General features: G+C 67.8%; 19 protein-coding genes. 1 reads left to right on the forward strand and 18 read right to left on the reverse strand.

Annotation, left to right across the window (positions count from 1 at the left end):
• Window position 1: 1 nt before the first annotated feature.
• The 16 genes from KVF89_RS11065 to KVF89_RS11140 form a co-directional block, all read right to left on the reverse strand.
• Window positions 2-1,372 (reverse strand): replication-associated recombination protein A, encoded by a 1,371-nt coding sequence (locus KVF89_RS11065; protein ID WP_257425621.1) that lies wholly within the window; start codon window positions 1,370-1,372, stop codon window positions 2-4.
• A 57-nt stretch (window positions 1,373-1,429) separates the two neighbouring features.
• A complete protein-coding gene (locus tag KVF89_RS11070; RefSeq protein WP_257425622.1) occupies window positions 1,430-1,570 on the reverse strand; it encodes a hypothetical protein in 141 nt (46 codons plus the stop codon).
• Window positions 1,567-3,903 carry a nitroreductase family protein gene (locus KVF89_RS11075; RefSeq protein WP_257425623.1) on the reverse strand — a complete coding sequence of 779 codons (2,337 nt, stop codon included), beginning with the start codon at window positions 3,901-3,903 and terminating at the stop codon, window positions 1,567-1,569. Before KVF89_RS11075 ends, KVF89_RS11070 begins: the two co-directional genes overlap by 4 nt.
• Before the next feature lie 82 nt (window positions 3,904-3,985).
• Window positions 3,986-4,630, reverse strand: a complete 645-nt coding sequence (locus KVF89_RS11080) for a TOMM precursor leader peptide-binding protein (protein WP_257425624.1) — start codon at window positions 4,628-4,630, stop codon at window positions 3,986-3,988.
• Between the two features lie 9 nt (window positions 4,631-4,639).
• A complete protein-coding gene (locus tag KVF89_RS11085) occupies window positions 4,640-5,917 on the reverse strand; it encodes a YcaO-like family protein (RefSeq protein ID WP_257425625.1) in 1,278 nt (425 codons plus the stop codon).
• Between the two features lie 433 nt (window positions 5,918-6,350).
• Complete coding sequence (locus tag KVF89_RS11090; RefSeq protein WP_257425626.1) at window positions 6,351-7,136, reverse strand: ABC transporter permease; 786 nt, start codon at window positions 7,134-7,136, stop codon at window positions 6,351-6,353.
• Between the two features lie 8 nt (window positions 7,137-7,144).
• On the reverse strand, window positions 7,145-8,002 hold the full coding sequence (locus KVF89_RS11095; protein ID WP_257425627.1) for an ABC transporter permease: 858 nt from the start codon (window positions 8,000-8,002) through the stop codon (window positions 7,145-7,147).
• Window positions 8,002-9,015, reverse strand: a complete 1,014-nt coding sequence (locus KVF89_RS11100) for an ABC transporter ATP-binding protein (protein ID WP_257425628.1) — start codon at window positions 9,013-9,015, stop codon at window positions 8,002-8,004. The genes KVF89_RS11095 and KVF89_RS11100 overlap by 1 nt, the downstream gene beginning before the upstream one ends.
• 243 nt (window positions 9,016-9,258) lie before the next feature.
• A complete protein-coding gene (locus tag KVF89_RS11105; protein WP_257425943.1) occupies window positions 9,259-10,452 on the reverse strand; it encodes an ABC transporter ATP-binding protein in 1,194 nt (397 codons plus the stop codon).
• Between the two features lie 47 nt (window positions 10,453-10,499).
• Window positions 10,500-11,603, reverse strand: a complete 1,104-nt coding sequence (locus KVF89_RS11110) for an ABC transporter ATP-binding protein (protein ID WP_257425629.1) — start codon at window positions 11,601-11,603, stop codon at window positions 10,500-10,502.
• A gap of 13 nt (window positions 11,604-11,616) precedes the next feature.
• Entirely contained in the window at window positions 11,617-12,633 is a 1,017-nt protein-coding gene (locus KVF89_RS30400) for an ABC transporter permease (protein ID WP_257425630.1), read from the reverse strand.
• Window positions 12,634-12,728: 95 nt separating this feature from the next.
• On the reverse strand, window positions 12,729-14,474 hold the full coding sequence (locus KVF89_RS11120) for an ABC transporter substrate-binding protein (protein WP_257425631.1): 1,746 nt from the start codon (window positions 14,472-14,474) through the stop codon (window positions 12,729-12,731).
• Between the two features lie 88 nt (window positions 14,475-14,562).
• A complete protein-coding gene (locus KVF89_RS11125) occupies window positions 14,563-15,639 on the reverse strand; it encodes an ABC transporter permease (protein WP_257425632.1) in 1,077 nt (358 codons plus the stop codon).
• A 99-nt stretch (window positions 15,640-15,738) separates the two neighbouring features.
• On the reverse strand, window positions 15,739-17,502 hold the full coding sequence (aspS, locus tag KVF89_RS11130; RefSeq protein ID WP_257425944.1) for an aspartate--tRNA ligase: 1,764 nt from the start codon (window positions 17,500-17,502) through the stop codon (window positions 15,739-15,741).
• Between the two features lie 14 nt (window positions 17,503-17,516).
• Window positions 17,517-18,902, reverse strand: coding sequence for a histidine--tRNA ligase (hisS, locus tag KVF89_RS11135; protein ID WP_257425633.1), 1,386 nt, complete (start codon window positions 18,900-18,902; stop codon window positions 17,517-17,519).
• Window positions 18,903-18,910: 8 nt separating this feature from the next.
• Entirely contained in the window at window positions 18,911-19,639 is a 729-nt protein-coding gene (locus tag KVF89_RS11140) for an MBL fold metallo-hydrolase (RefSeq protein WP_257425634.1), read from the reverse strand.
• 46 nt (window positions 19,640-19,685) lie between these two features.
• On the opposite strand from KVF89_RS11140, the gene KVF89_RS11145 reads away from it, so the two are divergent.
• Window positions 19,686-20,924 carry a DUF349 domain-containing protein gene (locus KVF89_RS11145; RefSeq protein WP_257425635.1) on the forward strand — a complete coding sequence of 413 codons (1,239 nt, stop codon included), beginning with the start codon at window positions 19,686-19,688 and terminating at the stop codon, window positions 20,922-20,924.
• 52 nt (window positions 20,925-20,976) lie between these two features.
• On the opposite strand, the gene KVF89_RS11150 is transcribed toward KVF89_RS11145, so the two are convergent.
• Together KVF89_RS11150 and KVF89_RS11155 are read right to left on the reverse strand one after the other, a co-directional pair.
• Window positions 20,977-23,298 (reverse strand): RelA/SpoT family protein, encoded by a 2,322-nt coding sequence (locus KVF89_RS11150; RefSeq protein ID WP_372497895.1) that lies wholly within the window; start codon window positions 23,296-23,298, stop codon window positions 20,977-20,979.
• 53 nt (window positions 23,299-23,351) lie between these two features.
• Window positions 23,352-23,918: an adenine phosphoribosyltransferase gene (locus tag KVF89_RS11155; protein WP_257425636.1), complete on the reverse strand. Its 567-nt coding sequence runs from the start codon at window positions 23,916-23,918 to the stop codon at window positions 23,352-23,354.
• Window positions 23,919-23,920 lie beyond the last annotated feature (2 nt).

The raw sequence follows: 23,920 nt of genomic DNA on the forward strand, positions 1-23,920 counted from the left end.
CCTACTTGCTCGCGGGGCCGCGGATGATGCGGCGTACCCGCTCCCACCGCTGCTTGACGGCGGCCTCCGCGCCGAACTCGGTCGGCCGGTAGTAGGCGGCGTCGAGGACGACGTCGGGGGCGTACTGCTGCTCGGCGATGCCGAACGGCGCGTCGTGGCTGTAGACGTAGCCCTTGCCGTGCCCCAGCGCCTTGGCTCCGGCGTAGTGGGCATCGCGCAGGTGCGGCGGCACCTGCCCGATCTTGCCGGCCCGGACGTCGCCGATCGCCTCGGAGATCGCGGTCGTGACGGCGTTCGACTTCGGGGCCACGGCGAGCGCGATGGTGGCATGAGCCAGGGTGAGCTGGGCCTCGGGCATGCCGATCAGCTGTACGGTCTGCGCCGCGGCGACCGCGGTGGTGAGCGCGGTCGGGTCGGCCAGGCCGATGTCCTCGCTGGCCAGGATCATCAGCCGTCGAGTGATGAAGCGGGGGTCCTCGCCGGCCTCGATCATCCGGGCCAGGTAGTGCAGCGCGGCGTCCGCGTCGGAGCCCCGGACCGACTTGATGAAGGCACTGACGACGTCATAGTGCTGGTCGCCGTCGCGGTCGTAGCGGACCGCCGCCTGGTCGGCCGCCGTCTCGGCCGTCCCGACGTCGATGGTGGTGCTGCCCTGGGCCCGGGCCGCACCGGCGGCCGCCTCCAGGTAGGTCAGCGAACGGCGCGCGTCGCCGCCGGCGAGGCGCACGATGTGCTCGCGCGCCTCCTCGGCGAGCTCCAGCTCACCGTCGAGGCCGCGCTCGTCGGTGACCGCGAGATCCAGCACGGCCGCGATGTCCTCGTCGGTCAGCGACTGCAGCCGCAGCAGCAGGCTGCGCGAGAGCAGCGGCGAGATCACGCTGAAGGACGGGTTCTCCGTGGTCGCGGCGACCAGCGTCACCCAACGGTTCTCGACTCCGGGCAGGAGCGCATCCTGCTGCGCCTTGCTGAACCGGTGCACCTCGTCGACGAAGAGGACCGTCTCCTCGCCGGTCGCGACCAGCTGGCGACGCGCGCTGTCGATCGCCGCGCGGACCTCCTTGACCCCGGCCGAGACCGCCGAGACCTCCACGAACCGGCGGCCGGTCTGCTGGCTGATGATCGAGGCGATCGTCGTCTTGCCGGTGCCCGGCGGCCCCCAGAGCAAGAGCGAGAGCGACTGGTCGCCCTCGACCAGCTGCCGCAGCGGCGAGCCGGGTGCCCGCAGCTGCTCCTGCCCGACCAGCTCCTCCAGCGTGCGCGGACGCATCCGCACCGCCAGCGGCGCCGAGGCATGGGTGGCGTCGGCGAGGGAGCCGCCCGACGCCGCACCTCGCGACCCGGGGGTGTCGAACAGCTGGGGCTCGTCATCCACGATGAGCAACCCTAGACGCTCATCTCACCCGTCCGCGCGCCCGCTCGGGCCATATGGTCAGGCGCGCCCGATCGACTTGTTGTCGAGGTCGAACCAGGTGTCGGCGTACCCGGGCTGCTCGACCAGGTCGGTGCTGGGGGTTGGCGCCGAGACCCTCCGGTCGCTCGACAGGAGGGGCTCGTCATGTCTGGCTGTCAACCGCCAGCTGCCAGGGCCCCCGTCGGGTTCCCCAGGGCGAGGCCTGCTACGGCAACGGCACGAGGGCCAGCGGCCGGTGCCATCGATCGGCTGAGGTGCCCGTCGAGCTTCCCGGTCGGGCAGGCAGCCAGGCCGATGCTGCCGATCGAGAGCCACGCCACGCCGATGGCCGCGCCGACCTGGGTCAGCCCTTCCTGTAGCCCCGCCGCTCCATACTGCTCCTCGGCAGCGACCAGATCGAGGTAGAAGAGGACCATTGCGGCAGCATGGTTGAGCCACTCCGCACTGTTGTCGCCGGCCTCGCCCCAACCAGATTCAGCTGGGAACGGACCGAGCCCTCGGCATGCGCCGTCCGTGACCACGATTCGCCCGAGGTTACCGGGCCACGATGGTGACACGAAGACAGGCGTGAACAGTTCTGTGCCAGCGAACAGCGTGCGATGGTTGACCGAGATCGCATCAGCAACCTGCTCGCAGACCTCCGCCGGAACTGGTTCTGAGGAGAACTCACGAACCGCAGCCCGTTGTTCCATGAGAGTCGCAATGGGCAGGCTGGGCGGGTGAGGTGAGGCATCGCACTTGACCTGCCAAGGCGTCGGCGCGGGCGTCGGAACGATGACCGCCCCGTCGGTGATTCTCGCGTCACGTGCCCCTAGGCGATCTCTGCGCGCCTCGGCGGCCTCGTTGTGCAATCGCAGACGCAGGTCCGCCTCAGCAACACCGCTGTCGATCACGTGCTCAACCCGTTCCCTCCGGCCCGGCGCCTGCTGCGCAGCCGGGCGCGGCCGGATATCCATCGAAGGATCGGCAAGCTCAGGCTTCGCCCAGGTCAGATGCACAACGCCAGCAATCACCTGGTGCTCGGAGTGAATACGGAGGGCTCGCCCCAACTGGGCATCGTCCCACGACGTGAGGGCATGTGCCTGCCATCCGTGCATGCCAGCGGCCAACCGGACACTCGTCATCGCAACGCCGGAGTCGAGATGACCGAGCACGTAGGAGAATTCCCCGTACTTCTGAGCCAACCTCGCACGGTCGAATACGAGGAAGAGCACGACGCCACCCTCCCAACCAGTCCTCAGAGACTGGAGCCGCCTGCGGTCGCTGTCATCGAGCAAGTCGAGGGCGCCGAGACCGACGCCTGCGAACCCGTGAGCTCGCTTGTCATAGTGGAACAGGGACGGCACGCCGGCGACGTCTTCGCCGAGCAGCCCGTAGAGTTCTGGTGACCCGAAGTTGCCGCCGCTACCGGTCCAACGAGCCGGTCCTCCCGGAACTTCGTCCGGCTCGATCTGCTTCAACCCAACAGCAAGCCTGCACACCTGGGCGACCGAGTCCAGATCTGGGTGCGCGGCCGCCGCCACGTCGACGACGTCGATGTCTCCCACCGTGACGCTGACCGCGGGATCCGGCGCCGTGTCGGCGGCGCGACGCAGCAAGCTGGACGCCGAATCGACTGACTCGTTGGCGAGCGCACGCCCCTTCGTAAGGGATTCTCCGGTGGCCTGGTCTGGAACTCGGTGATCGACCTCGAGCAACTGCAGGAACGAGTAGGACGCGTACGTCGACTCAACCTCCCGGCAGAATCGGCAAACAGGTCGTACGACGTGCCCTCGGGAATGAGTCCAGTTGTGCACAGCGAAACGGAGAAACCGGCCGCTGGCGAGCCACGGTTCGCCCACCACACGTTGCTGCACCAACTGGTCGGCCGTAGCCGCAGCGAGCAGGAGCACTGCGGCGTCCACCGGGCCATGGGCCGGTGGTCCCTCCACCTCGCCCGTCAGACAGGTAGCGAGACAGTCGAGACAGCCGGAGTGGCGATCGATCCACGGTCCGGCCGTGTATCCCGTCTTGCCCGTGACGACCGGCAGCACCGCCTCGATAGTGGGCTGGGCCAACCATTCCTCGATTCGATGGACAAGGTCCGCACCGCCCTCGCTGTGCACCACCACCCATCGCGAACGGCCTGTGACGGCGTCTCCTGGCCGTGCGGGCTGACACCGTGATGGACAGCGTGCGAGTTCCTCGGCAAACCCCTTGGATGTTGCCGACGAGCACACGCCCCACTGGTCTTGGTTCGGGATCGTGACTGGCGCCCCTTCACGGGTCAGCAACCGCTCGAGGTGGGCCTGTTCGTCGTCAGACCAGGTCGGGTCGACGGCACCCGCGTGCTCGTCAAACAGCAGCCGCCGATCTACGCAAGCATCGACGAAGGCCGCGACCGTCTCAGGCGCCGCTCCCGACAACTCCTGTAGTCGCGCGGTCGTCAGTACGCCGTCCTCCGCCTCCAACAGCCTGCGTGCGAGACCGGGCAACTCCCCCCACAGCCGCACCGGTCTCCTCCCGCCAAGAGCGACGATCCCCCCGGGAGCGGATGCAATCACCAGGCCCCGATTAAGGCGGTACCGCCCTTCGTCACTCACTGCTTGCCCCGATCGTGGCCAGGAGACTGTCGGCCTGCCATCGCTGATGCTCCGCTACCCCGCACACCGAGCAAAATGCCGACGGAAGGAGCGCGACCGCCTGCAACTCCGGCTGGTCTCGCGGAATCAGCCACACTCTTCGACCGGGGTAGTGCTGTTCAGCGGCAGCGCGCAACCAGAGCGCGACGAGCCGGATGACGTGTGCGTGCGTGATTGCGGGGATCACGTGATCTGGCCGATCAGCATCCGCCGCGTCCTCAACGCGAAGACCCTCATCCTGACCGGACCTCCACCAGCGAAAGCACCGATAGCATCCCGGCGCGCCAGGCTCGAGGAAGGGTCCCACCCGAAGAACCTCTGCCTCTGGCACCAGACATGACCAGCGCAGGCGGCGGGCACGGGTGGCCAGGTCAAGTCGGCCCATGGCGTCGTGCATCGAACTGGAGCCGACAACAAGCAGCAACGACGACGGACCGAGGTCGCCGAGGAGGTCCTGGTTGTGTCGCAGAGCGTTGCTCAAATCGGTGGCGTTGGCGAATCTCGTGCTCCGTGATTCCATCCGCTCACCGATCCGCTCGGCGACCCGAGCACCGACGTCTCCCACCACGAACAAGTGCAGGTCTTCATGCCAGGTCACGTGGTGTCCTTAAGCGAAGGGAAGCGGATAGGGGTTCAAGTCACCCTCGGGCCGAACCGGGTAGCCCCACACAGCCGGAGCCTCGTACAGCCGTCGATGTCCACGGTACCGAGGGCCGACCCACGGAATCATCGGCTGTAGGTCGGGACAGAAGACGTGAGCAACGCGGAGACCCACGGCGTGGGTCATGGAATTGCTCAGCGATGTCGCGAAGATCTGCATCGATCGCGCTTCGAACTCGACCACAAGGTGCGCCAGCTGCTCAGCTGCGCCGTCGCCTGGAAGGTCAGATGGTTGCGACAGCGGACGGTCCGACAACGCGTCAGTGAGGAAGTCGAACGCGTGGCGTTGTGGCCACAACGCCATGAACTTGCTTGTGTCGGACAGTTCCTCACCGCAATCCTCGATGGTGGCCGGGGGTTCCTCCTTCGCCATCCTGATGAGTTCGTACATGTTCAGCAGTTCCCGGATGCACTTGGTCAAGGCATGGGACACCGTGGCCGCAGTCCCGCACCCGATCAATCGTGCGGCCTTCCGGGATGCGTCGTCGATGATGAGTCCAACGATGGTGGGAGCACCGAACTCGGACGTGCCGTCGAACAGGCGCAGCTTAATCCCGCCGTGCGCCAAGTCGTCCTGAATCTGGGTGGCCCACGCGGTGAGCGCCGTTGGGTGCAGCCTCCGGAGAGGAAGTCGCTGTTCCCAGAAGATCTCGATGACGTCGCGTTCGATGACCTCGAGGAGACCACTGAGCACAGCCAGGTCGTCGGACTGGTGGGCGGCCGTGCCGGTGGAGATCTGCGCCCAGAAGCGCTCTCCACGCCACTCCTCGAGTCCGAGGAAGACACAGACGGCGGGCACCAGCATCTCTCGCCGTGAGGTCAACTCGGTTGCCCTGACCCAGCGCACCATAGATCTGACATCGGGCGCGCCTGGCGCGCCATCCGCTACTTCGCGTGCCGAATGCCGAGGCAGACGAGCGACGTCGACGGCGCGAGCCCCGAGATCGAGCGGCGCGGCCATCAGGAGATCCCCAGGATCCCACTGGAAGTTGGTGACCCGCTCCAGTGCCTCGACTTTGGCCAGGGTCACCGCATCAGCAGCTCTCACAGAAGAATATCCAGCGGAGCCGTCCTTCAGTACGAAGCCGTCAGGTGAGGCAATAGCCGGTGGACTGGCGGCGTACGCCGCGTGCAGATCCTTCTGCACCGTCGGAAGGGCAATCGAGTCGGCGAAGGAGATCGGACCGTAAGGCGGACCCACCAGATCGTCCGCGATGGTCGGCACGGACATGGTGCGCGGGGGCTCAGGCATGGTTGCTAGCGGTCGTTGTCAAGCACTGATGGTGGTGGTGCCGCGAGATCGACGGGACCACCACCACCGTTGCGAAATGATCGGTCCTACTACTTGGGATTCCTGCAGCATCCGCCGCCATTGCAGGAACCCTGGCTACCGCCAGGGCCAGTCGGGCGATCCCGCGTTGCGTTCGCTTGCGGTGACTGCAGGTCCTCGATCACGAATGCCAGATCCTCAGTCACAAATGCCGGAGCCTGTTCCACGAGTTCCATCCTCTCATTGACGATTTCTGCGTTTCGGTTCGCCGAGCATACAGCGTGGACCGCCTCGGCGCCAGGAAACTCCCGCAAGAACGGGAAGCGTCAAAACCGTGACATGGAGGGTGGGGGAATTCCTCAAGTCGACCCTGCCGCGCAGCTCTGGCTCACGATGATGCGCTTGTGTAGGAGCGGATCGCTCGCCGCCACAGGAGCCGTGAGGCCACCACCGTCGCGATGACGAGGGCGAAGGCGAAGGCGATCGTCTCTCCGTCGGCCCGTGCCGTGATCGCCTGAGACGGCACCGTGACCGCGAATCCCACCGGCAGGACGACGGTGAGTCCCCACTTGAGCCAACGTGGATAGATCGCAAGCGGCCACTTTCCGGCCTCGCTGAAGGACATGGCGAAGACATCGATGAAATTCGTGACGTTCACGAACCAAAAACAAGTCGTGCACAGCAGCATCACGAAGGACGACAGGATCACCGCGCTGAAGACCAGCGTCAGTATGAACCAACCGACCGCGGAAGCCGAGGTGCCAACGGTAGTCACACCGACGACAACAACCAGCAAGCCGCTCGCCAGAGTGCTCAGGCCCGCTGGGTTGAATCGCTGGATGATCGTCAGCAGTTGAGCATCGATCGGCTTGATGAGAACGAAGTCGAAGCTGCCCTCACGCACCGCGTCGACAAGGTCGTACAGCGATGGGAGAACCAAGAGCTCCAACCATCCCTCCAACGTCGCGTGCACCCCGAGCAGCACGACCATCTGCCCTGCGGTCCAGCCATTGAGCACGCTGGTGTGGTTGAAGATGATGGCGATGGTGACGATCTGCACGACGAGCCTGAGCGCGATCTGTACACCGGACAGCACCAGATCAGCCCGGTAGGCGAGCAGGTTAGCGATACCAATCCCCAGCACTGCCCTGATCAACCCGGCGCCGTGCCGCATGGAGGTAATCATCCGCCCACAGCCGAGTGACGTCGTGCGGCGTGTTTCCATACCAAGGGAAGCAACAGAACGATGACGCAGGTCCACACCACCTGCCAACCGAGGCCCATCCACACCTGAGCGCCGGTTCGCGTGCCCATCGCGACCTCCACGGGAAACGCGACCATCCAGGGGAAGGGTGTTGCCGCGGCGCCGGATTGCGCCCATTGCGGCAGCACCGACAACGGCATCAGACTGCCAGAGAGCAAGAGCATCATCGAGTAGTACGCGGCGTTGAGCGCCGATGTCCGCACGAACCAGAAAGCGAGGCAACCCACCATCCACTCCAGGACGAACCGCATCAACGACGCCAGCAGCACGGCCGGCAGGAACGCCACGAGACCGCTCATGGAGAGCGCCGAGGTATCGGCACCGAAGACGACCGTCAGCAGCAGCAAAGACGGAACCATCACCACCGCGCCCACTATCCGGTAGGCCACCACGGTGCATATGTCATGGTGGATCGGATGAACCGGACGGAGTAGGACCTGGGAGAAGTAGCCGTGCTGAACTCGGGCCCCGAACTCGATGACAACGAAGTTGAGCGTCAGGAAGGTAACCAGCGTTTCGACAACGAAGTAGGTGACGAAGAGTCCCTGCGAGTAGCCACCGATCTGCCCGTCGCCCGTTGTGGTCTGCCATGCCGGGATCAACACCAACGGCTGTATCAGGGAGCCGGCCAGCCAACCGACCACTTGGGCGCGATAGGCCAGGTAGATCCCAAGCGACATCTCGAGTTGCGCCCGATAGTACGTCGGCAGACCACGCCAACGACCATACTTCCGATCCGAGACCGACCTACGATCGTCGGCCAGCCAGGGCGTCATCAACCGTTCGAACGGCTTTCGCTATGGGCAAAGGCAGCCTCGATGACACTTTCGAGATCTGGCTCCGTGACAGTCAGGTCCACCACGTCGAAATTCGTCAGCAGCCGGTTCGTGACTGCGGCGACCAGTCCTGCGGGCACGGAGATCTGCACCTGGTTGCCAACCAGGTGATACTCATGTTCGGCGAAGAGCCGCCGAAGTTCGCCTTCCCGATCGGCATCCACTCTGCCCAACTCTGCACGCACTGACTTGCCAGCGGCGAATCTGGACGTCAACTCGCGAAGCTGTCCGTCAAAGAGAATCCGTCCCTGGTGGATCAGGATGACCCGCTTGCACATGGCCTCCACGTCCGCCATGTAGTGGCTTGTCAACATCACAGTCGAGCCCTGTCGCGAGTTGAACTCCACTACAAACTCACGGATGCGGCGCTGCGTCTCCAAGTCTAGGCCGATCGTGGGCTCATCGAGAAACAACAACTGCGGGGCATGAAGCAGCGACGCTGCGAACTCACACTTCATCCGTTCACCCAAGGACAGGTTGCGAGAAGGCCGATTCATCAAGTCGCCAAGATCCAGCAACTCGGTCAACTCACGCACTCGAGTCGCGAAGTCACCGTCGCCGATTCGGTAGATCGCCTTGTTGAGCGCGAAGGAGTCGACGACGGGGAGATCCCACTGCAACTGAGAGCGTTGCCCGGCGATGAGCGCCAAAGTCCCCAGGTATTCAGGACTCCGACGCCACGGGATGTGCCCGTTGACACGCGCTGTCCCCGCGCTCGGTTCCAGCAAGCCCGTCAGCAGCTTCAGCGTCGTGGTCTTGCCAGCCCCGTTAGGGCCGATGAAACCGACCACCTCGCCAGGGGAAATGGTGAAACTGACATTGTCGACAGCACTCACGGTGCGCTTGGCGCGACGAACCACCGATCGGAAAGCAGCCGACAAGCCGGCGTCACGCACAGGGACCCGGTAGGTCTTCGACATGCCATCGACAACAATTCCTTCGCGCCCGATCATGTACGGAGCCTACCGGCGCTAATGACATCGGCGATGAATGTAGCCAGTTCGGCACCGCCTCGAATTGTGCCCAACTGGCGCGAAGAACTGCCGAGAGCCCCTGAGCCGCGCAATCGCGACCACGACGAGGGTGTCGACCTGCCGACTGCCTGCGCCCGGCCAATGTCGAGCCGCCACCTTAGTTCCAGCCGCAGTCGACCCGGCACAATGCCCCTGAGCATCAACATCGCAGGCCCTGAGACCTTAGGCCCGCCCGATCGACTTGTTGTCGAGGTCGAACCAGGTGTCGGCGTACCCGGGCTGCTCGACCAGGTCGGTGCTGGGGCTGGCGCCGGGGTCTGGCCGCCCCTCGGAGTCCACGCCAAGCAGGCCCGCTGTCAACGGCTCACGCGGCGCCTCGCCGAGGCGTCCCGGGAAGTGACAGGCGACCTTGTGCTTGCGTCCGATCTGCAGCAGCGGCGGCTCGTGCCGAGCGCAGATCTCCTGGGCGATCGGGCACCGCGTCCGGAACCGGCATCCCGACGGCGGGTTGATCGGGCTGGGTACGTCACCCTGCAGCCGGATCCGCTCCAATCGTCCACCGGCCGCCGCCTGCTTCACGTCGGGCACCGCCGAGAGGAGCGCCTGCGTGTAGGGATGGTGCGCGTTGGTGTAGATCGACTCGCGGTCGCCGATCTCGACGATCTTGCCGAGGTACATCACCGCGATCTCGGGGCAGAAGTGCCGCACGATCGCGAGGTCGTGGGCGATGAAGAGGAATGCGACGCCGAACTCGTTCTGGATGTCCTGGAGCAGGTTGATGACCTGCGCCTGGATCGACACGTCCAGCGCGGAGACCGGCTCGTCGGCGACGAGCAGCTTCGGTTGGAGCGTCAGCGCGCGGGCGATGCCGATGCGCTGGCGCTGGCCACCGGAGAACTCGTGCGGGTAGCGGTTGTAGTGCTCCGGATTGAGACCGACGATCTCGAGCAGCTCCTGGACCCGCGGGAGGATCTTGTCCTTCGGCAGGACCTTGTGGATCACCAGCGGCGCCCCGACGATCGAGCCGACCGTCTGGCGCGGGTTCAGCGACGTGTAGGGGTCCTGGAAGATCATCTGGATCTCCCGACGCAGCGGCTTGAGCTCGCCCGCCCTCGCGTGCGCGATGTCCTGACCCTCGAACCGGATCGCACCCGCGGTCGGCTCGTAGAGCCGCGTGATCAGCCGGCCGGTGGTCGACTTGCCGCAGCCCGACTCACCCACCAGCCCGAGCGAGGTCGCCTCCGCGACCTGGAAGGACACCCCGTCCACCGCCTGAACGTGACCGACGGTGCGACGGATCAGGCCCGGTGACTTGACCGGGAAGTACATGCGCAGGCCGTCCACCTCGAGGATCGGCTTCGCGTCAGCGGGGGCGACGGCGGCGCTGTGCCCCTCGATCCTCGGCGCGACCGCCATGTCGTCCGGGTCCCCCTCGATGGGCTGGTTGATCGTCTCGTTCGTCATCACAGCTCCTTGGCCCGTTCAACGGCCAGGTCCGGCGCGATCTCCGGCAGCACCTCGGTCGCGTAGATCGCATCGGGGTTCGGCAGGTGGCACCGTTTGGTGTGATGCCCACCGCGCTCACCCGGAACGAGCAGCGGCAGCTCGGTGCGGCACAGGTCGCCGGGCACCTTGTCGCGGTGGGGGCAGCGCGGGTGGAACGCGCAGCCGGACGGCGGGTTCAGCAGACTGGGCGGGTTCCCGGGGATCGGCACCAGCCGGGCGCCGGTGTCACCCGAGAGGTCGGGAACGCTGGAGAGCAGACCCCACGTGTAGGGCATCTCGGGGTGCGTGAGGATCTCCTTGCAGGGGCCGTGCTCGACCGCCCGGCCGGCGTACATCACCAGCACGTCGTCGGCCATCTCCGCCACCACGCCGAGATCGTGGGTGATGATGATGACCGCCGAGTTGAACTCGCGCTGCAGGTCCTGGAGCAGGTCGAGGATCTGCGCCTGGACGGTCACGTCGAGAGCCGTGGTCGGCTCGTCGGCGATGAGCAGGCCGGGGTCGTTGATCAGCCCCATCGCGATCATCGCGCGCTGGCGCATGCCGCCGGAGAACTGGTGCGGGTAGTCGTTGACCCGCTTCTCCGGGGTCGGGATCCCGACCCGGTCGAGCATCTCGACGGCGCGCTGCTTCGCGATCTTGCGGGAGACGCTGTGGTGCACCCGGTACGCCTCGGCGATCTGGTTGCCCACGGTGTAGTAGGGGTGCATCGCCGAGAGCGGGTCCTGGAAGATCATCGACACATCGCGGCCGCGCTTGCGCCGCATCTCGTCGGCGGAGATGTCGAGCAGGTTGACCCCGGCGAGCTCGATCTCGCCGGAGACCTGGGCGTTGGTGCCGCGGTGCAGGCCCATGATCGCCATGCTGGAGACCGACTTGCCGGAGCCCGACTCGCCCACGATGCCGAGGGTCTTGCCGGCCTCGAGGTCGAACGTGAGGCCGTCGACGGCCTTGACCAGGCCGTCCTGGGTCGGGAAGTGCACCTGAAGCTCGCGGACCGACAGCAGCGGTCCAGGCCTGGTCGCGGCAGTACTGGCGGTGGACGGGGAGGTGGTGGACATTTCGAGGTTCCTCTCAGCCCAGCCGCACGCGCGGGTCGATGACGGCGTACAGCAGGTCCACGACGATGTTCGCCGCGATGACGAAGCCGGCCAGCAAGATGACCAGGCCGACCGTGGTGGGTAGGTCGAAGTCGGTGCTCGCCAGCACAGCCAACTTGCCCATGCCGGGATAGTTGAAGACGGACTCGGTGATGATCGCGCCGCCCATCAGGCCGGCGAAGTCGAGACCGGCCATGGTCACGATCGGAGTCAAGGCCGCGCGGAGTGCGTGCTTGAAGGTGACCGTGCGCTCAGGCAGGCCTTTCGCTCGTGCCGTGCGGACGTAGTCCTCCTGGAAGGACTCGATCACGTACGAGCGGGTCATCCGGACGTAGGCGGCCATGAAGAACAGGCACAGCGTGATAGCGGGCAGGGTCAGGCCCGACAGCCAGCCACCGATGCCTCCCTCGGCTATCGAGGTGTAGCGCGGGATCTCAGTCAGGCCCCATTGGATCGCGACGAACTTGTAGAGTAGGAGCCCGACGAAGAAGGTCGGGAACGCGAAGCCGATCAGCGAGAGACCTACCACGCCGCGGTCGATGAGCATGCCCTTCTTGAGCGCCGCCAGCACGCCGAACAGGATGCCGCCAGCCATCCACAGCACGAACGCGGCGACGGCCAGGGAGAACGACACCGGGAAGGTGTCCTTGATCAGGTTCGTGACTGTGTCGCCACGTTCACGGGAGTAGCCCAGGCAGGGCGCCTCACAGCGAACGATCGTCTGGGGCGCCGTCTCGCGCAGCTTGGGGTCGTCCGGGAAGTCGCGGCCCGCCACGACACCCTTGGCGAAGTCCGACCACTGGTTGATGAAGCTGTCGTCGTAGCCCATCGCGGCAGCGGTCTCCTTCTTCTGCGCGGCGGAGCAGTTCTTGCCGCAGATGAAGGACTCCTGATCGATCGGCGAGGCGAAAAACAGCGCGAAGGTGACGATGCTCATCACGATGAGCATGATCACGCCGGCGAAGACACGGCGGATGACGTACGCGAGCACAGCAGACCTTCTCGAAGGGTTGGTGGCCGGTGGGCACCGACGAACGGGGGCCGCCGTGAGGGCGGCCCCCGATCGTCAACTGGTTGTCGACAGAGTCACTTCTCGACGCCGAGCACGGCGAGGTCGGCGTAGCCGTTCACCGACACGTTGTTGGCGTAGCCGGTGACCTTCCCTCCGTGGACGAAGTTGAAGATCGTGATCTCCAGCGGGATGTAGGCGACGTCCTCACCCAGCTTGGCGTCGACCGCGGCCCACTTGTCGGCCGCCGCGTCGAGGTCGGGCTCGGCGTAGGCGTCGTCGATGAGCTGGTCGACCTCGGGGCCGCCCTTGTAGTTGCCGTAGTCGTTGCCGTTGGAGTCACCGGTCAGGTTGATCCGGCTGTCGAACAGCGGCGGGATGACGGTGCCGGCGGACGCCCAGTCAGCGCCCCAACCACCCCAGGTGACGTCGAAGTCGGCGTCCGGCTTCTGGATCACGGCGTAGTAGGTGTCCTCCAGCGGGTCCAGCTCGGTCTCGAAGCCGGCCTTGTCCCAGGCGGCCTTGAGGGCGGAGGCCTGGTTGTCGGAGGTCGGCGTGCCGCCCGAGTAGGTGAACTTGATCTTCACCGGCTTCGGGGCGGAGCACTTCTCGAGCGCGGCCGCGGCGGCGTCCGGGTCACCGGCGGCCGGGATGTCCGCGAATGCCGGGTTCGGCTGGTAGCCGGGCACGCTGGGGTTGATCACCGAGTCGGTGGCCTTGAAGTACTGGTCGCCACCGCCGGCCTTGATCCAGCCCGCGCGGTCGGTCGCCAGCTTGAGCGCCTCGCGGCAGTTGGCGTCCTTGAAGACCGGGGAGTTGAAGTTGGGCAGCACGTAGTCGACGTACGGCGACTCGACCTGGGTGTAGCGGTCCCCGGCCTCGTCCTTCCGGCTGAACAGGGCCGGCGGGAGACGACGCTCGGTCACGGCGTACTGCGCGTCACCCGAGTCCGCGAGCAGTTGCTCGTAGATCGCCTCGTCGGTGTCACCCTCGCGGAAGTCCCAGGTGTCGGGGTAGGCCTTGCGGATCGGGTCGGTGGACTCGTCCCAGTTCTCGTTGCGGACGAACTTGCCACCGGTGCCCTCCTTCCAGTCACCGTCGAGCTTGTAGGGACCGTTGGAGATGATCTCGAAATTGTTGGCGTCACCCTTGTCGAGGTCGGCCCGGTACGGGTCGAGGTAGCGCAGCTGCGCGATCGACAGCGGGAAGTCCGGCCACGCCTTCTTGAAGCGGTACGTGATCGTCTGCCCCTCGCAGGTGACGGCCTGGTCGTAGAGCTCCTGACCCTTCTTCGAGTAGGGGCCCTTGTAGGCCGGCAGGTCGTCGTCCCCGGTGGGGATGTCGAGGTAGGTGAACAGGTAGTTGGCCGGGCCGCCGATGATCACGTCGGTCGCGAAGTTCCGCGACGCGCCGTACTTGAAGTCCTCACACGTGATCGGCTGGCCGTCCTCCCACTTGACGTCGTCGCGGACCGTGAAGGTCCACGTCTTGCCAGCGTCCTCGGTGGTGCCCGTGTCGGTCGCGAGGTCGGGAACGGGGGTCGTGCCCTCCACCGGGTCGTTGGACGCGGGCAGCGCCACCAGGCTCCGGTAGAACAGGCGACCCGAGTTGTTCAGGTCACGACCGATGTACATGCGCTGGGGGTCCCAGTGCTCGACGGTACGTGGACCGACGAAGAAGATGGCGTCGCCACCCTTCTCCGCCTTGCCGCTGCTGCTGCCGCCGCCGTTGTCGTCGTCGCCGCTGCCACCGCCACACGCGGCCAGCGTGGCCGCGAGCGCTGTGGCCGCGAGCGCAGCCAATGGCTTCTTGGTGAAGGCCATTCAACTATCTCCTTTTCGGTGAGTGACGCCGGCGGGGCCGGCGCCTCAGAGCTCCGCGTCCCGAATGTCGGCGGAGCACTGGGTCCTGTTATCGGTGCGACTTGGGGTCGAGCGCGTCGCGGGCGCCGTCGCCGACGAGGTTGAACACCACGACGATGAGAGCCAGCAGGAAACCTGGGAGGAAGAAGTACGTCGGGTCGCCGCTCGTGTAGTCCTTCGAGTGGGCGAGGATGTTGCCGAGCGTCGGGGTCGGCGGCTTGATGCCCACGTTGAGGAAGTTGAAGGCCGCCTCCGCGGAGATGTAGGCGGGGACGAGCAGCGTGAGATAGACGAGCACGGGCGCCCAGACGTTGGGCAGCACCTCGCGGAAGTAGAGCCGGCGGCGCGACGCGCCGAAGAGCCGGGCCGCCTCGATGAACTCGCGCTCACGGATCGAGAGCACCTGGCCGCGCACGACGCGGGCCACCGGCGGCCAGCCGAACACCGCCAGGATGCCGATCACGAACACGCCGTTGGCCAGGTCGGCCTTCCCGAGGAAGCCCAAGCCCGGGAGGTCACCGACGTCGTTGCGCAGCAACTGCACGGTCGGCGCTGCCATCGCCAGCAGCATCATGGTCTGCGGGAACGAGAGCGTCAGGTCGATGATCCGGCCGATGGTCGCGTCGATCAAACCGCCGGAAAAGCCCGCCACGATGCCGAGAATCGAGCCGATGATGACTGTGATGACCGTCCCGGTCAGCGCGATGGCCAGCGAGGAGGAGATCGCCAGCATCAGCCGCGAGAGCAGGTCGCGGCCCAGGCCGGGGTCGACGCCGAGCGGGTGGTCCCAGCTGACGCCGCCGAAGGCGCCTTGTGGGAGGACGCCGTCGTCGGACAGGAGGTTCTGGTGCGGCTCGTTGGGGTTGAGGACTCCCAACGCGACCAGGATCGGTGCCGCGATCGCGCAGAGCACGATCAACACGGACAGGACGAACGAGATCATCGACAGCTTGTCCGCCCGGAACCTGGCGATCGCCAGCTGGGTCGGAGACCGCCCCGCGACCTTGACGACGGCGTCGTCCTCGACCGGAACCGCAGCCTCGTGGATCTCCAGTTCGGAGCCCGGGATCGTCATCTTCACCTCGTCGCCGTGCGTCACGGATGCGACGCGGACCCTGGGGGCCACGCGCCGTCCGTGACACTAGGCGTACTTGGTGCGTCAAGGCGATAGCGACGCGGTAACGGTTTGGTCTCGACGCCCGGCAAAGCGTCCGGCGAGCAGGCCTCAGGCCTTGGTTTCCTCCGCCGGACGGGCGTCCACACCGGCTTCCTTCCGCTGCTCCGGCGTGATCGGTGCCGGCGCCGCCGTCAGCGGGTCGAAGCCGCCGCCGGTCTTGGGGAAGGCGATGACGTCGCGGATCGACTCGGTGCCGGCCAGCAGCGCGACGACGCGGTCCCAGCCGAACGCGATGCCGCCGTGCGGCGGGGCGCCGTACTTGAAGGCCTCCAGCAGGAAGCCGAACTTCTCCTCGGCCTCCGCCGCGCCGATGCCCATCACCTCGAACACCCGCTTCTGGATGTCCTCGCGGTGGATACGGATGGAGCCGCCGCCGATCTCGTTGCCGTTGCAGACGATGTCGTAGGCCCACGCCAGCGCGGTGCCGGGCTCGCTGTCGAAGGACTCGAGGTCCTGCGGGCTGGTGAAGGCGTGGTGGACCGCCGTCCACGCTCCCCCGCCGACCGCGACGTCGCCGGCCGCCGTCGCCTCGTCGGCCGGCTCGAAGAGGGGGGCGTCGACGACCCACAGGAAGCTCCAGGCGTCCTCGTCGAGCAGACCCGCCCGGCGGCCGATCTCCAGGCGGGCGGCGCCCAGCAGCGCGCGGCTCGACTTCACCGCGCCGGCGGCGAAGAAGATGCAGTCACCCGGCTGCGCCCCGACGTGGGCGGCCAGACCGGCCTTCTCCTCGTCGGTGATGTTCTTGGCGACCGGGCCGCCGAGCTCGCCGTCCTCCTGGACCAGGACGTAGGCGAGGCCCTTGGCGCCACGCTGCTTGGCCCACTCCTGCCACGCGTCGAGCTGCTTGCGGGGCTGACTCGCCCCGCCCGGCATCACCACCGCGCCGACGTACGGCGCCTGGAAGACGCGGAAGGGCGTCTCCTTGAAGTAGTCGGTGCACTCGACCAGCTCCAGGTCCATCCGCAGGTCGGGCTTGTCGGATCCGTAGCGGGCCATCGCCTCGGCGTACGTCATCCGCGGCAGGGGCAGCGGGACGTCGACGCCGATCAGCTTCCAGAGGGCGGCGACGATCTGCTCGCCCAGGGCGATCACGTCGTCCTGGGTCACGAAGCTCATCTCGATGTCGAGCTGGGTGAACTCCGGCTGTCGGTCGGCGCGGAAGTCCTCGTCGCGGTAGCAGCGCGCGATCTGGTAGTAGCGCTCCATGCCGGCGACCATCAACAGCTGCTTGAACAGCTGGGGGCTCTGGGGCAGGGCGTACCAGCTGCCCGGCCGCAGGCGCGCGGGGACGAGGAAGTCGCGGGCGCCCTCGGGCGTCGACCGGGTCAGCGTGGGCGTCTCGATCTCGACGAAGCCGTGTCCGGCGAGCACGTCGCGCGCGGCCTTGTTGACGTCGCTGCGCAGCCGGATCGCGTTGCCCGGTACCGTGCGGCGCAGGTCGAGGTAGCGGTGCTTGAGCCGCACCTCCTCCCCCACGTCGATGTGGTCGCTGATCGGGAACGGCAGCGCCGCCGCGGCGCTGAGCACCTCGACGTCGGTGGCGACGACCTCGATCGCCCCGGTGGGCAGGTTGGGGTTCTCCCGGCCCTCACCGCGCTCGGTGACCTCGCCGGTCACTTGCAGGCAGTACTCCGAGCGCAGGCTGTGGGCGACGTCCTCGTCGCGGATCACGACCTGGACGACGCCACTGGCCTCACGCAGGTCGATGAAGGCCACCCCACCGTGATCGCGTCGGTTGGCCACCCACCCGGCGAGGGTGACCACCTGGCCGACGTTCTCGGCGCGCAGGGCGCCGGCACTGTGCGTCCTCATCGGGAGGGTGCGGATCACGAGGATTCCCCTTCGTTCTTGTCTTCTGTGGTGGTGACGACCTGCGGACGCAGGTCCTGGGGAGGAGGCTGCCAGGTCGCGGGGTCGGCCGCGACCTGGTTGCCGCTGCGGATGTCCTTGACCTCGCCGCGGCCGTCGGCGTCCGGGAACCAGACATACGGGATGCCACGCCGCTCGGCGTGGCGGATCTGCTTGCCGAACCTCGCGGCGCTCGGCGCGACCTCGCACGGGATGCCGCCGGCCCGCAGCGCGGTGGCGACCGTGTCCGCGTCTGCTCGGGACTCCTCGTCGGTCACGGCCACCAGCACCACGCTCGGCACCGAGCGGTCCGCGGTCAGCACGCCGCGCTGGACGAGGGGTACGAGCAGCCGACTCAGGCCGAGCGAGATGCCGACGCCGGGGTACGTCGTGCGGCCGTCGGACGCGAGCGCGTCGTACCGCCCCCCGGAGCAGATGGAGCCGAGCGACTCGTAGCCGTCGAGGCGGGTCTCGAAAACGGTGCCGGTGTAGTAGTCCAGGCCGCGCGCGATGGAGAGGTCGGCCTCGATCCGGGCCTGGCCGGTGACCAGCGGCGCGCAGGCGCGCACCAGCGCGGCCAGCTCGTCGAGGCCCTCGTCGAGCAGGTCGTGGCTGACGCCGAGGGCGCGGACCCGGTCCACGAAGGTGTCGTCGGTCGCGCGGATCGTCGCGAGGGCGAGCGCCTTGTCGGCCTGGTCCTCGGCGATCCCGGCCTCGGTGAGCAACAGCTCGCGTACCCGGGCGGGCTCGAGCTTGTCCAGCTTGTCCACCAGACGCATCACCTCGTCGATGCCGTCGGCGTCGAGCCCGAGGCCGGCGTAGAAGCCCTGGATCAGCTTGCGGTTGTTGACCTGGAGCCGGAACCCGGGCAGGCCGATCGCGTCGGGTCGGGCCAGGTTCGCCAGCGCCTCGAGCATGACCCGCGCGATCTCGACGTCGTGGTGGAACGCCAGCGTGTCGCGCCCGACGATGTCGATGTCGGCCTGGGTGAACTCGCGGAAACGGCCCTCCTGGGGGCGCTCGCCACGCCAGACCTTCTGGATCTGGTAGCGGCGGAAGGGGAACTCCAGCCTCCCGGCGTTCTCCAGCACGTAGCGCGCGAACGGCACGGTCAGGTCGAAGTGGAGACCGATCCCCTTGTCCCTGCCGCTCTCGTCCTCCTGGAGACGACTCAGGACGTAGACCTCCTTGGAGGTGTCCCCCTTGCGGAGCAGCTGGTCGAGGGGCTCGACCGCCCGCGTCTCGATGCTGCCGAACCCGTGCAGCTCGAAGGTGCGCGCGAGGCTCGCGATCACCTCCTGCTCCACGAAGCGCTGGGCAGGCAGGAACTCGGGGAATCCGCTGAGCGGAGTGGGCTTCGCCATGCTGGTCGTCACAGTCCTCGGGTGACTCGTCCGGCCCTGCTGGCGCCGGAGTCGATGAGGTCGAGCAGGAAGGGGTTGGTCGCGCGCTCGCGGCCGATGGACGTCTGCTCGCCGTGCCCGGGCAGGACCACGATGTCGTCGGCCAGGGGCAGCACCTTGGCGCTGAGCGAGCGGAGCATCGCGTCGTGGTCGCCGCCCGGCAGGTCGGTCCGGCCGATCGAGCCCTGGAAGAGCAGGTCGCCCGAGAACATCAGCTCGGAGATGTACGGGCCGCCGGCGGCGTCGTCCCAGGGCGTGCGGAAGGTCACCGAGCCCGCCGTGTGTCCCGGCGTGTGGTCGACGGCCAGCGTGAGCCCGGCGAGCTCGAGCTCGGCGCCGTCGGACAGCTCCGCCACCTCGTCCGGCTCCCTGAACTCGTAGTCGCCGCCGAGCAGCATGGCCGCCGACTCGCGCGAGATCCCGGCCATCGGATCGGCCAGCAGGTGCCGGTCGCCCGGATGGATCCACGCGGTGGCGTCATAGGTCCCGGCGACAGGGGTCACCGACCACATGTGGTCGATGTGGCCATGGGTCAACAAGACCGCCACCGGCTTCAACCGGTGCTCGCGGACGACCTCGGCCACACCCTCCGCGGCGTCCTTGCCCGGGTCGATGACCACGCACTCGGCGCCCGGTGCCGTGGCCGCGACGTAGCAGTTGGTGCCCCATGGTCCGGCGGGGAAAGCGGCTATCAGCACCGGCCCAGCCTATCGAGCGCTCCGGCTTTGATTAGCATGGGCCATTGTGACTACCTCCGACTGGGGCCGCGTCAGCGACGACGGCACCGTCTACGTGAAGACGACCGATGGCGAGCGGGCAGTCGGGCAGATGCCCGACGCGACACCCGAGGAGGCCCTGGCCTTCTACACCAAGCGGTACGACAACCTCTCGCTCGAGGTGGACCTGCTCCACCAACGGGTGCTGACCGGCGTGCTCTCGCCCGAGGAGGCGACCTCCTCGGTCAAGCTCGTGCGCGACCAGATCGTCGACGTGCACGCCGTCGGAGACCTCAGCGCCCTGGTGCGCAAGCTCGACGAGCTCGGCCCCGTGATCGCGACGCAGCGCGACGCCCGGCGGGCCGCCAAGGCCCAGCGCGTGGCCGAGGCGCGGGCCGAGAAGGAGCGCCTCGCGGCCGAGGCCGAGAAGATCGCCGGCGGCCGGGACTGGCGCAACGGGGCCAACCGGCTGCGTGAGCTGCTCGAGGAGTGGAAGAAGCTCCCCCGCATCGACAAGGCCGCCGACGACGAGCTGTGGCGCCGGTTCTCCTCGGCGCGCTCGGCGTACACGAAGGCGCGCAAGTCGCACTTCGCCGAGCAGGACGAGAAGCGCGAGGGCGCGCGCGTCGTCAAGGAGCGGCTGGCCAAGGAGGCCGAGGCGCTCGCCTCCTCCACCGAGTGGGGACCCACCTCGGGCCGCTACCGCGACCTGATGCGCGACTGGAAGGCCGCCGGTCCCGCGCCCAAGGCCGTCGACGACGAGCTCTGGCGGCGCTTCCGCGGTGCCCAGGACACCTTCTTCGGCGCCCGCGACGCCGCCAACGCCGCTCTCGACACGGAGTTCGCCGCGAACGCCGTCGTCAAGGAGGCCCTGCTGCTGGAGGCGGAGGCGATCCTGCCCGTCCTCGAGTCGTCCGGCGACCTCGCCGCCGCGAAGGCCGCCTTCCGGGCCGTCGCCGACAAGTGGGACGAGGCCGGCAAGGTCCCCCGCGACCGGATCAAGGACCTCGAGGGCCGGATGCGCGCCGTCGAGCAGGTCATCCGCCGCGCCGAGGACGACCAGTGGCGTCGTACGGACCCCGAGAAGTCCGCCCGGGCCGACGACATGGTCTCCAAGCTCGAGTCCGCCATCGCCGAGGCCGAGGCCAAGCTCGACGCCGCCCGCGCTCGGGGCGACGAGAAGAAGGTCCGTGAGCTGGAGGAGAACCTCGAGGGGCGCCGGTCCTTCCTGGAGATGGCGAAGAAGGCGTCCGCCGACTACCGCTGAGCGCGCGACGAGGCCGCACGGGTTCCACCGAGCTCGTGCGGCCTTGCTGCGTCTACGACGTCACGCGGTAGGCGTCGAAGACGCCCGGCACGGTGCGCACGGCGCTGAGGACCGTGTCGAGGTGCTTGGCGTCGGCCATCTCGAAGGTGAAGCGGGACTTCGCGACCCGGTCACGAGACGTGGTGAGGTTGGCCGACAGGATGTTCACGTGGGCGTCGGACAGCACCATGGTGATGTCGGAGAGCAGCCGTGAGCGGTCGAGCGCCTCGACCTGGATGTTGACCAGGAAGGTCGACTGACCGGTGGGGGCCCACTCGACGTCGACCAGCTTCTCGGGCTGGGCCAGCAGGCTGGCGGCGTTGGTGCAGTCCTTGCGGTGGACCGAGACGCCTCCGCCCTTGGTGACGAAGCCGAGGATCGTGTCAGGGGGCACGGGCGTGCAGCACTTGGCGAGCTTGACCCACACGTCGGGTGAGCCGGTGACGATGACGCCGGCATCGCCGCCGGTGGCACGGTGTGGGCGCCCGCGCCGCCCGGTGATGGTGACGGCCTCGGCGAGGTCCTCCTGGGCGCCCTCGTCGCCCCCGTGCAGCTCGATGAGCTTGCGCACCACGGCCTGGGCCCCGAGGTTGCCCTCGCCGACGGCGGCGTAGAGGGCGGAGACGTCACTGATCCGGAAGGCGCTGGCGACCAGGGTCAGCGAGTCGTGGGAGAGCAGCCGCTTGAAGGGGAGTCCCTCCTTGCGCATCAGCTTGGCGATCTCGTCCTTCCCACGCTCGATCGCCTCCTCGCGCCGCTCCTTGGTGAACCACTGACGGATCTTCGAGCGGGCCCGGGGGGACTTCACGAAGTTCAGCCAGTCGCGCGAGGGACCGGCGCCCTCGGCCTTCGAGGTGAAGACCTCGACGACGTCGCCGTTCTCGAGGGTCGACTCCAGGGGCACGAGGCGCCCGTTGACCCGGGCGCCGATGGTGCGGTGGCCGACCTCCGTGTGCACGGCGTACGCGAAGTCGACCGGTGTCGAGCCCGACGGCAGGGCGATCACGTCGCCCCGCGGCGTGAAGACGTACGTCTCGGCCTGGTTGATCTCGAAGCGCAGCGACTCCAGGAACTCACCCGGGTCCTCGACCTCGCTCTGCCAGTCGAGCAGCTGACGCACCCAGCTCATGTCGTCGAGGTCGCCCGGCTTGTCGGTGTCGTTGCCGGCGCGGCCGTCCTCCTTGTACTTCCAGTGCGCCGCGACGCCGTACTCCGCCCGACGGTGCATGGCGAAGGTCCGGATCTGCATCTCGACCGGCTTGCCCTGCGGGCCGATGACGGTGGTGTGCAAGGACTGGTACATGTTGAACTTCGGCATCGCGACGTAGTCCTTGAACCTGCCCAGGACCGGGTTCCAGCGCGAGTGGAGGACACCGAGCACGCCGTAGCAGTCGCGGTCCTCCTCGACCAGGATGCGGATGCCGACGAGGTCGTAGATGTCGGAGAAGTCGCGACCGCCGACGATCATCTTCTGGTAGATCGAGTAATAGTGCTTCGGCCGGCCGGTCACCGTCGCCTTGATCTTGGCCTCGCGCAGGTCCTTCTCGACCTGGGAGATGACCTCGGCGAGGAAGGAGTCGCGCGACGGCGCGCGCTCGGCGACCAACCGGACGATCTCGTCGTAGATCTTGGGGTGGAGGGCCGCGAAGGCGAGGTCCTCGAGCTCCCACTTGATGGTGTTCATGCCGAGGCGATGAGCCAGCGGGGCATAGATGTCGAGGGTCTCGCGGGCCTTGCGCTCCTGGGTGGACTGCTTGACGAAGCGCAGCGTGCGCATGTTGTGCAGCCGGTCGGCGAGCTTGATGACCAGCACCCGGATGTCGCGGGACATCGCGACGATCATCTTGCGGATCGTCTCGGCGTTGGCCGAGTCGCCGTAGACGACCTTGTCGAGCTTGGTCACCCCGTCGACCAGCAGCGCAACCTCGTCACCGAAGTCGCGGCGACACTCCTCCAGCGTGTACGGCGTGTCCTCCACGGTGTCGTGCAGGAGCGCCGCGACCAGCGTCGGCTCGGTCATGCCGATGCCGGCGAGGATGGTGGTCACCGCGAGCGGGTGGGTGATGTAGGGGTCACCGCTCTTGCGCTTCTGGTCGGCATGCAGTCGCTCGGCGGTGAGGTAGGCGCGCTCCAGCAGCGGGAGGTCGGCCTTCGGGTGATTGGCCCGGACCGCGCGGAACAACGACTCCAGCACGGGGTTGGCGACCTGCGCGCGGCTGCCCATCCGGGCCAGCCGGGCGCGCACGCCACGTCCACCGCCCGGCTCGCTCGGGACCGCGGCGGGCACGGACGGGCCCCGCGGTGATACGCGTGGGGTCGTGCGCTCCTCGGTCATCGCCCCAGTCTAGTGGCGTCCTCGCGCACGCCGTCGAGGAGTGGCGAGCGCCGTCAGACGGTCAGCAGCGAGCTGACGGGGACCTCGCCCAGGGCGCTGTGCCCGTCGAGGAAGCCGAGCTCCAGCAGCACCGCGAAGCCCACCGGCCGCGCGCCGCAGCGACGCACCAGCTCGCAGGTGGCCGCGGCGGTGCCGCCGGTGGCGAGCACGTCGTCGACCAGCAGCACCCGCTCCCCCGGCGCGACGGCGTCCCGGTGCAGCTCGAGCACGGCCTCGCCGTACTCCAGGGCGTAGTCGACCCGGTGGGTGTGATGCGGCAGCTTGCCGGCCTTGCGGACCGGCGCGAAGCCCACGCCGAGCGCCAGGGCGACCGGCGCGGCGAAGATGAACCCCCGCGCCTCCATGCCGACGACCTTGTCGACGACGACCGCGCCCCGCTCGTCACGACCGGCCTCGGCCATCGCCGCGACGACCGCGCCGAAGCCGGCCGGGTCGGCCAGCAGCGGCGTGATGTCCTTGAAGACGATGCCCGGCTCCGGGAAGTCCGGGATGTCGCGGACCAGCCGGGTCAGGGCATCGACCGCGCGGTCCTGGACCTCCCGCGGACGGGGATCGCCCACCG

It is taken from the genome of Nocardioides carbamazepini, assembly GCF_024614185.1.
GTDB lineage: Bacteria > Actinomycetota > Actinomycetes > Propionibacteriales > Nocardioidaceae > Nocardioides > Nocardioides carbamazepini.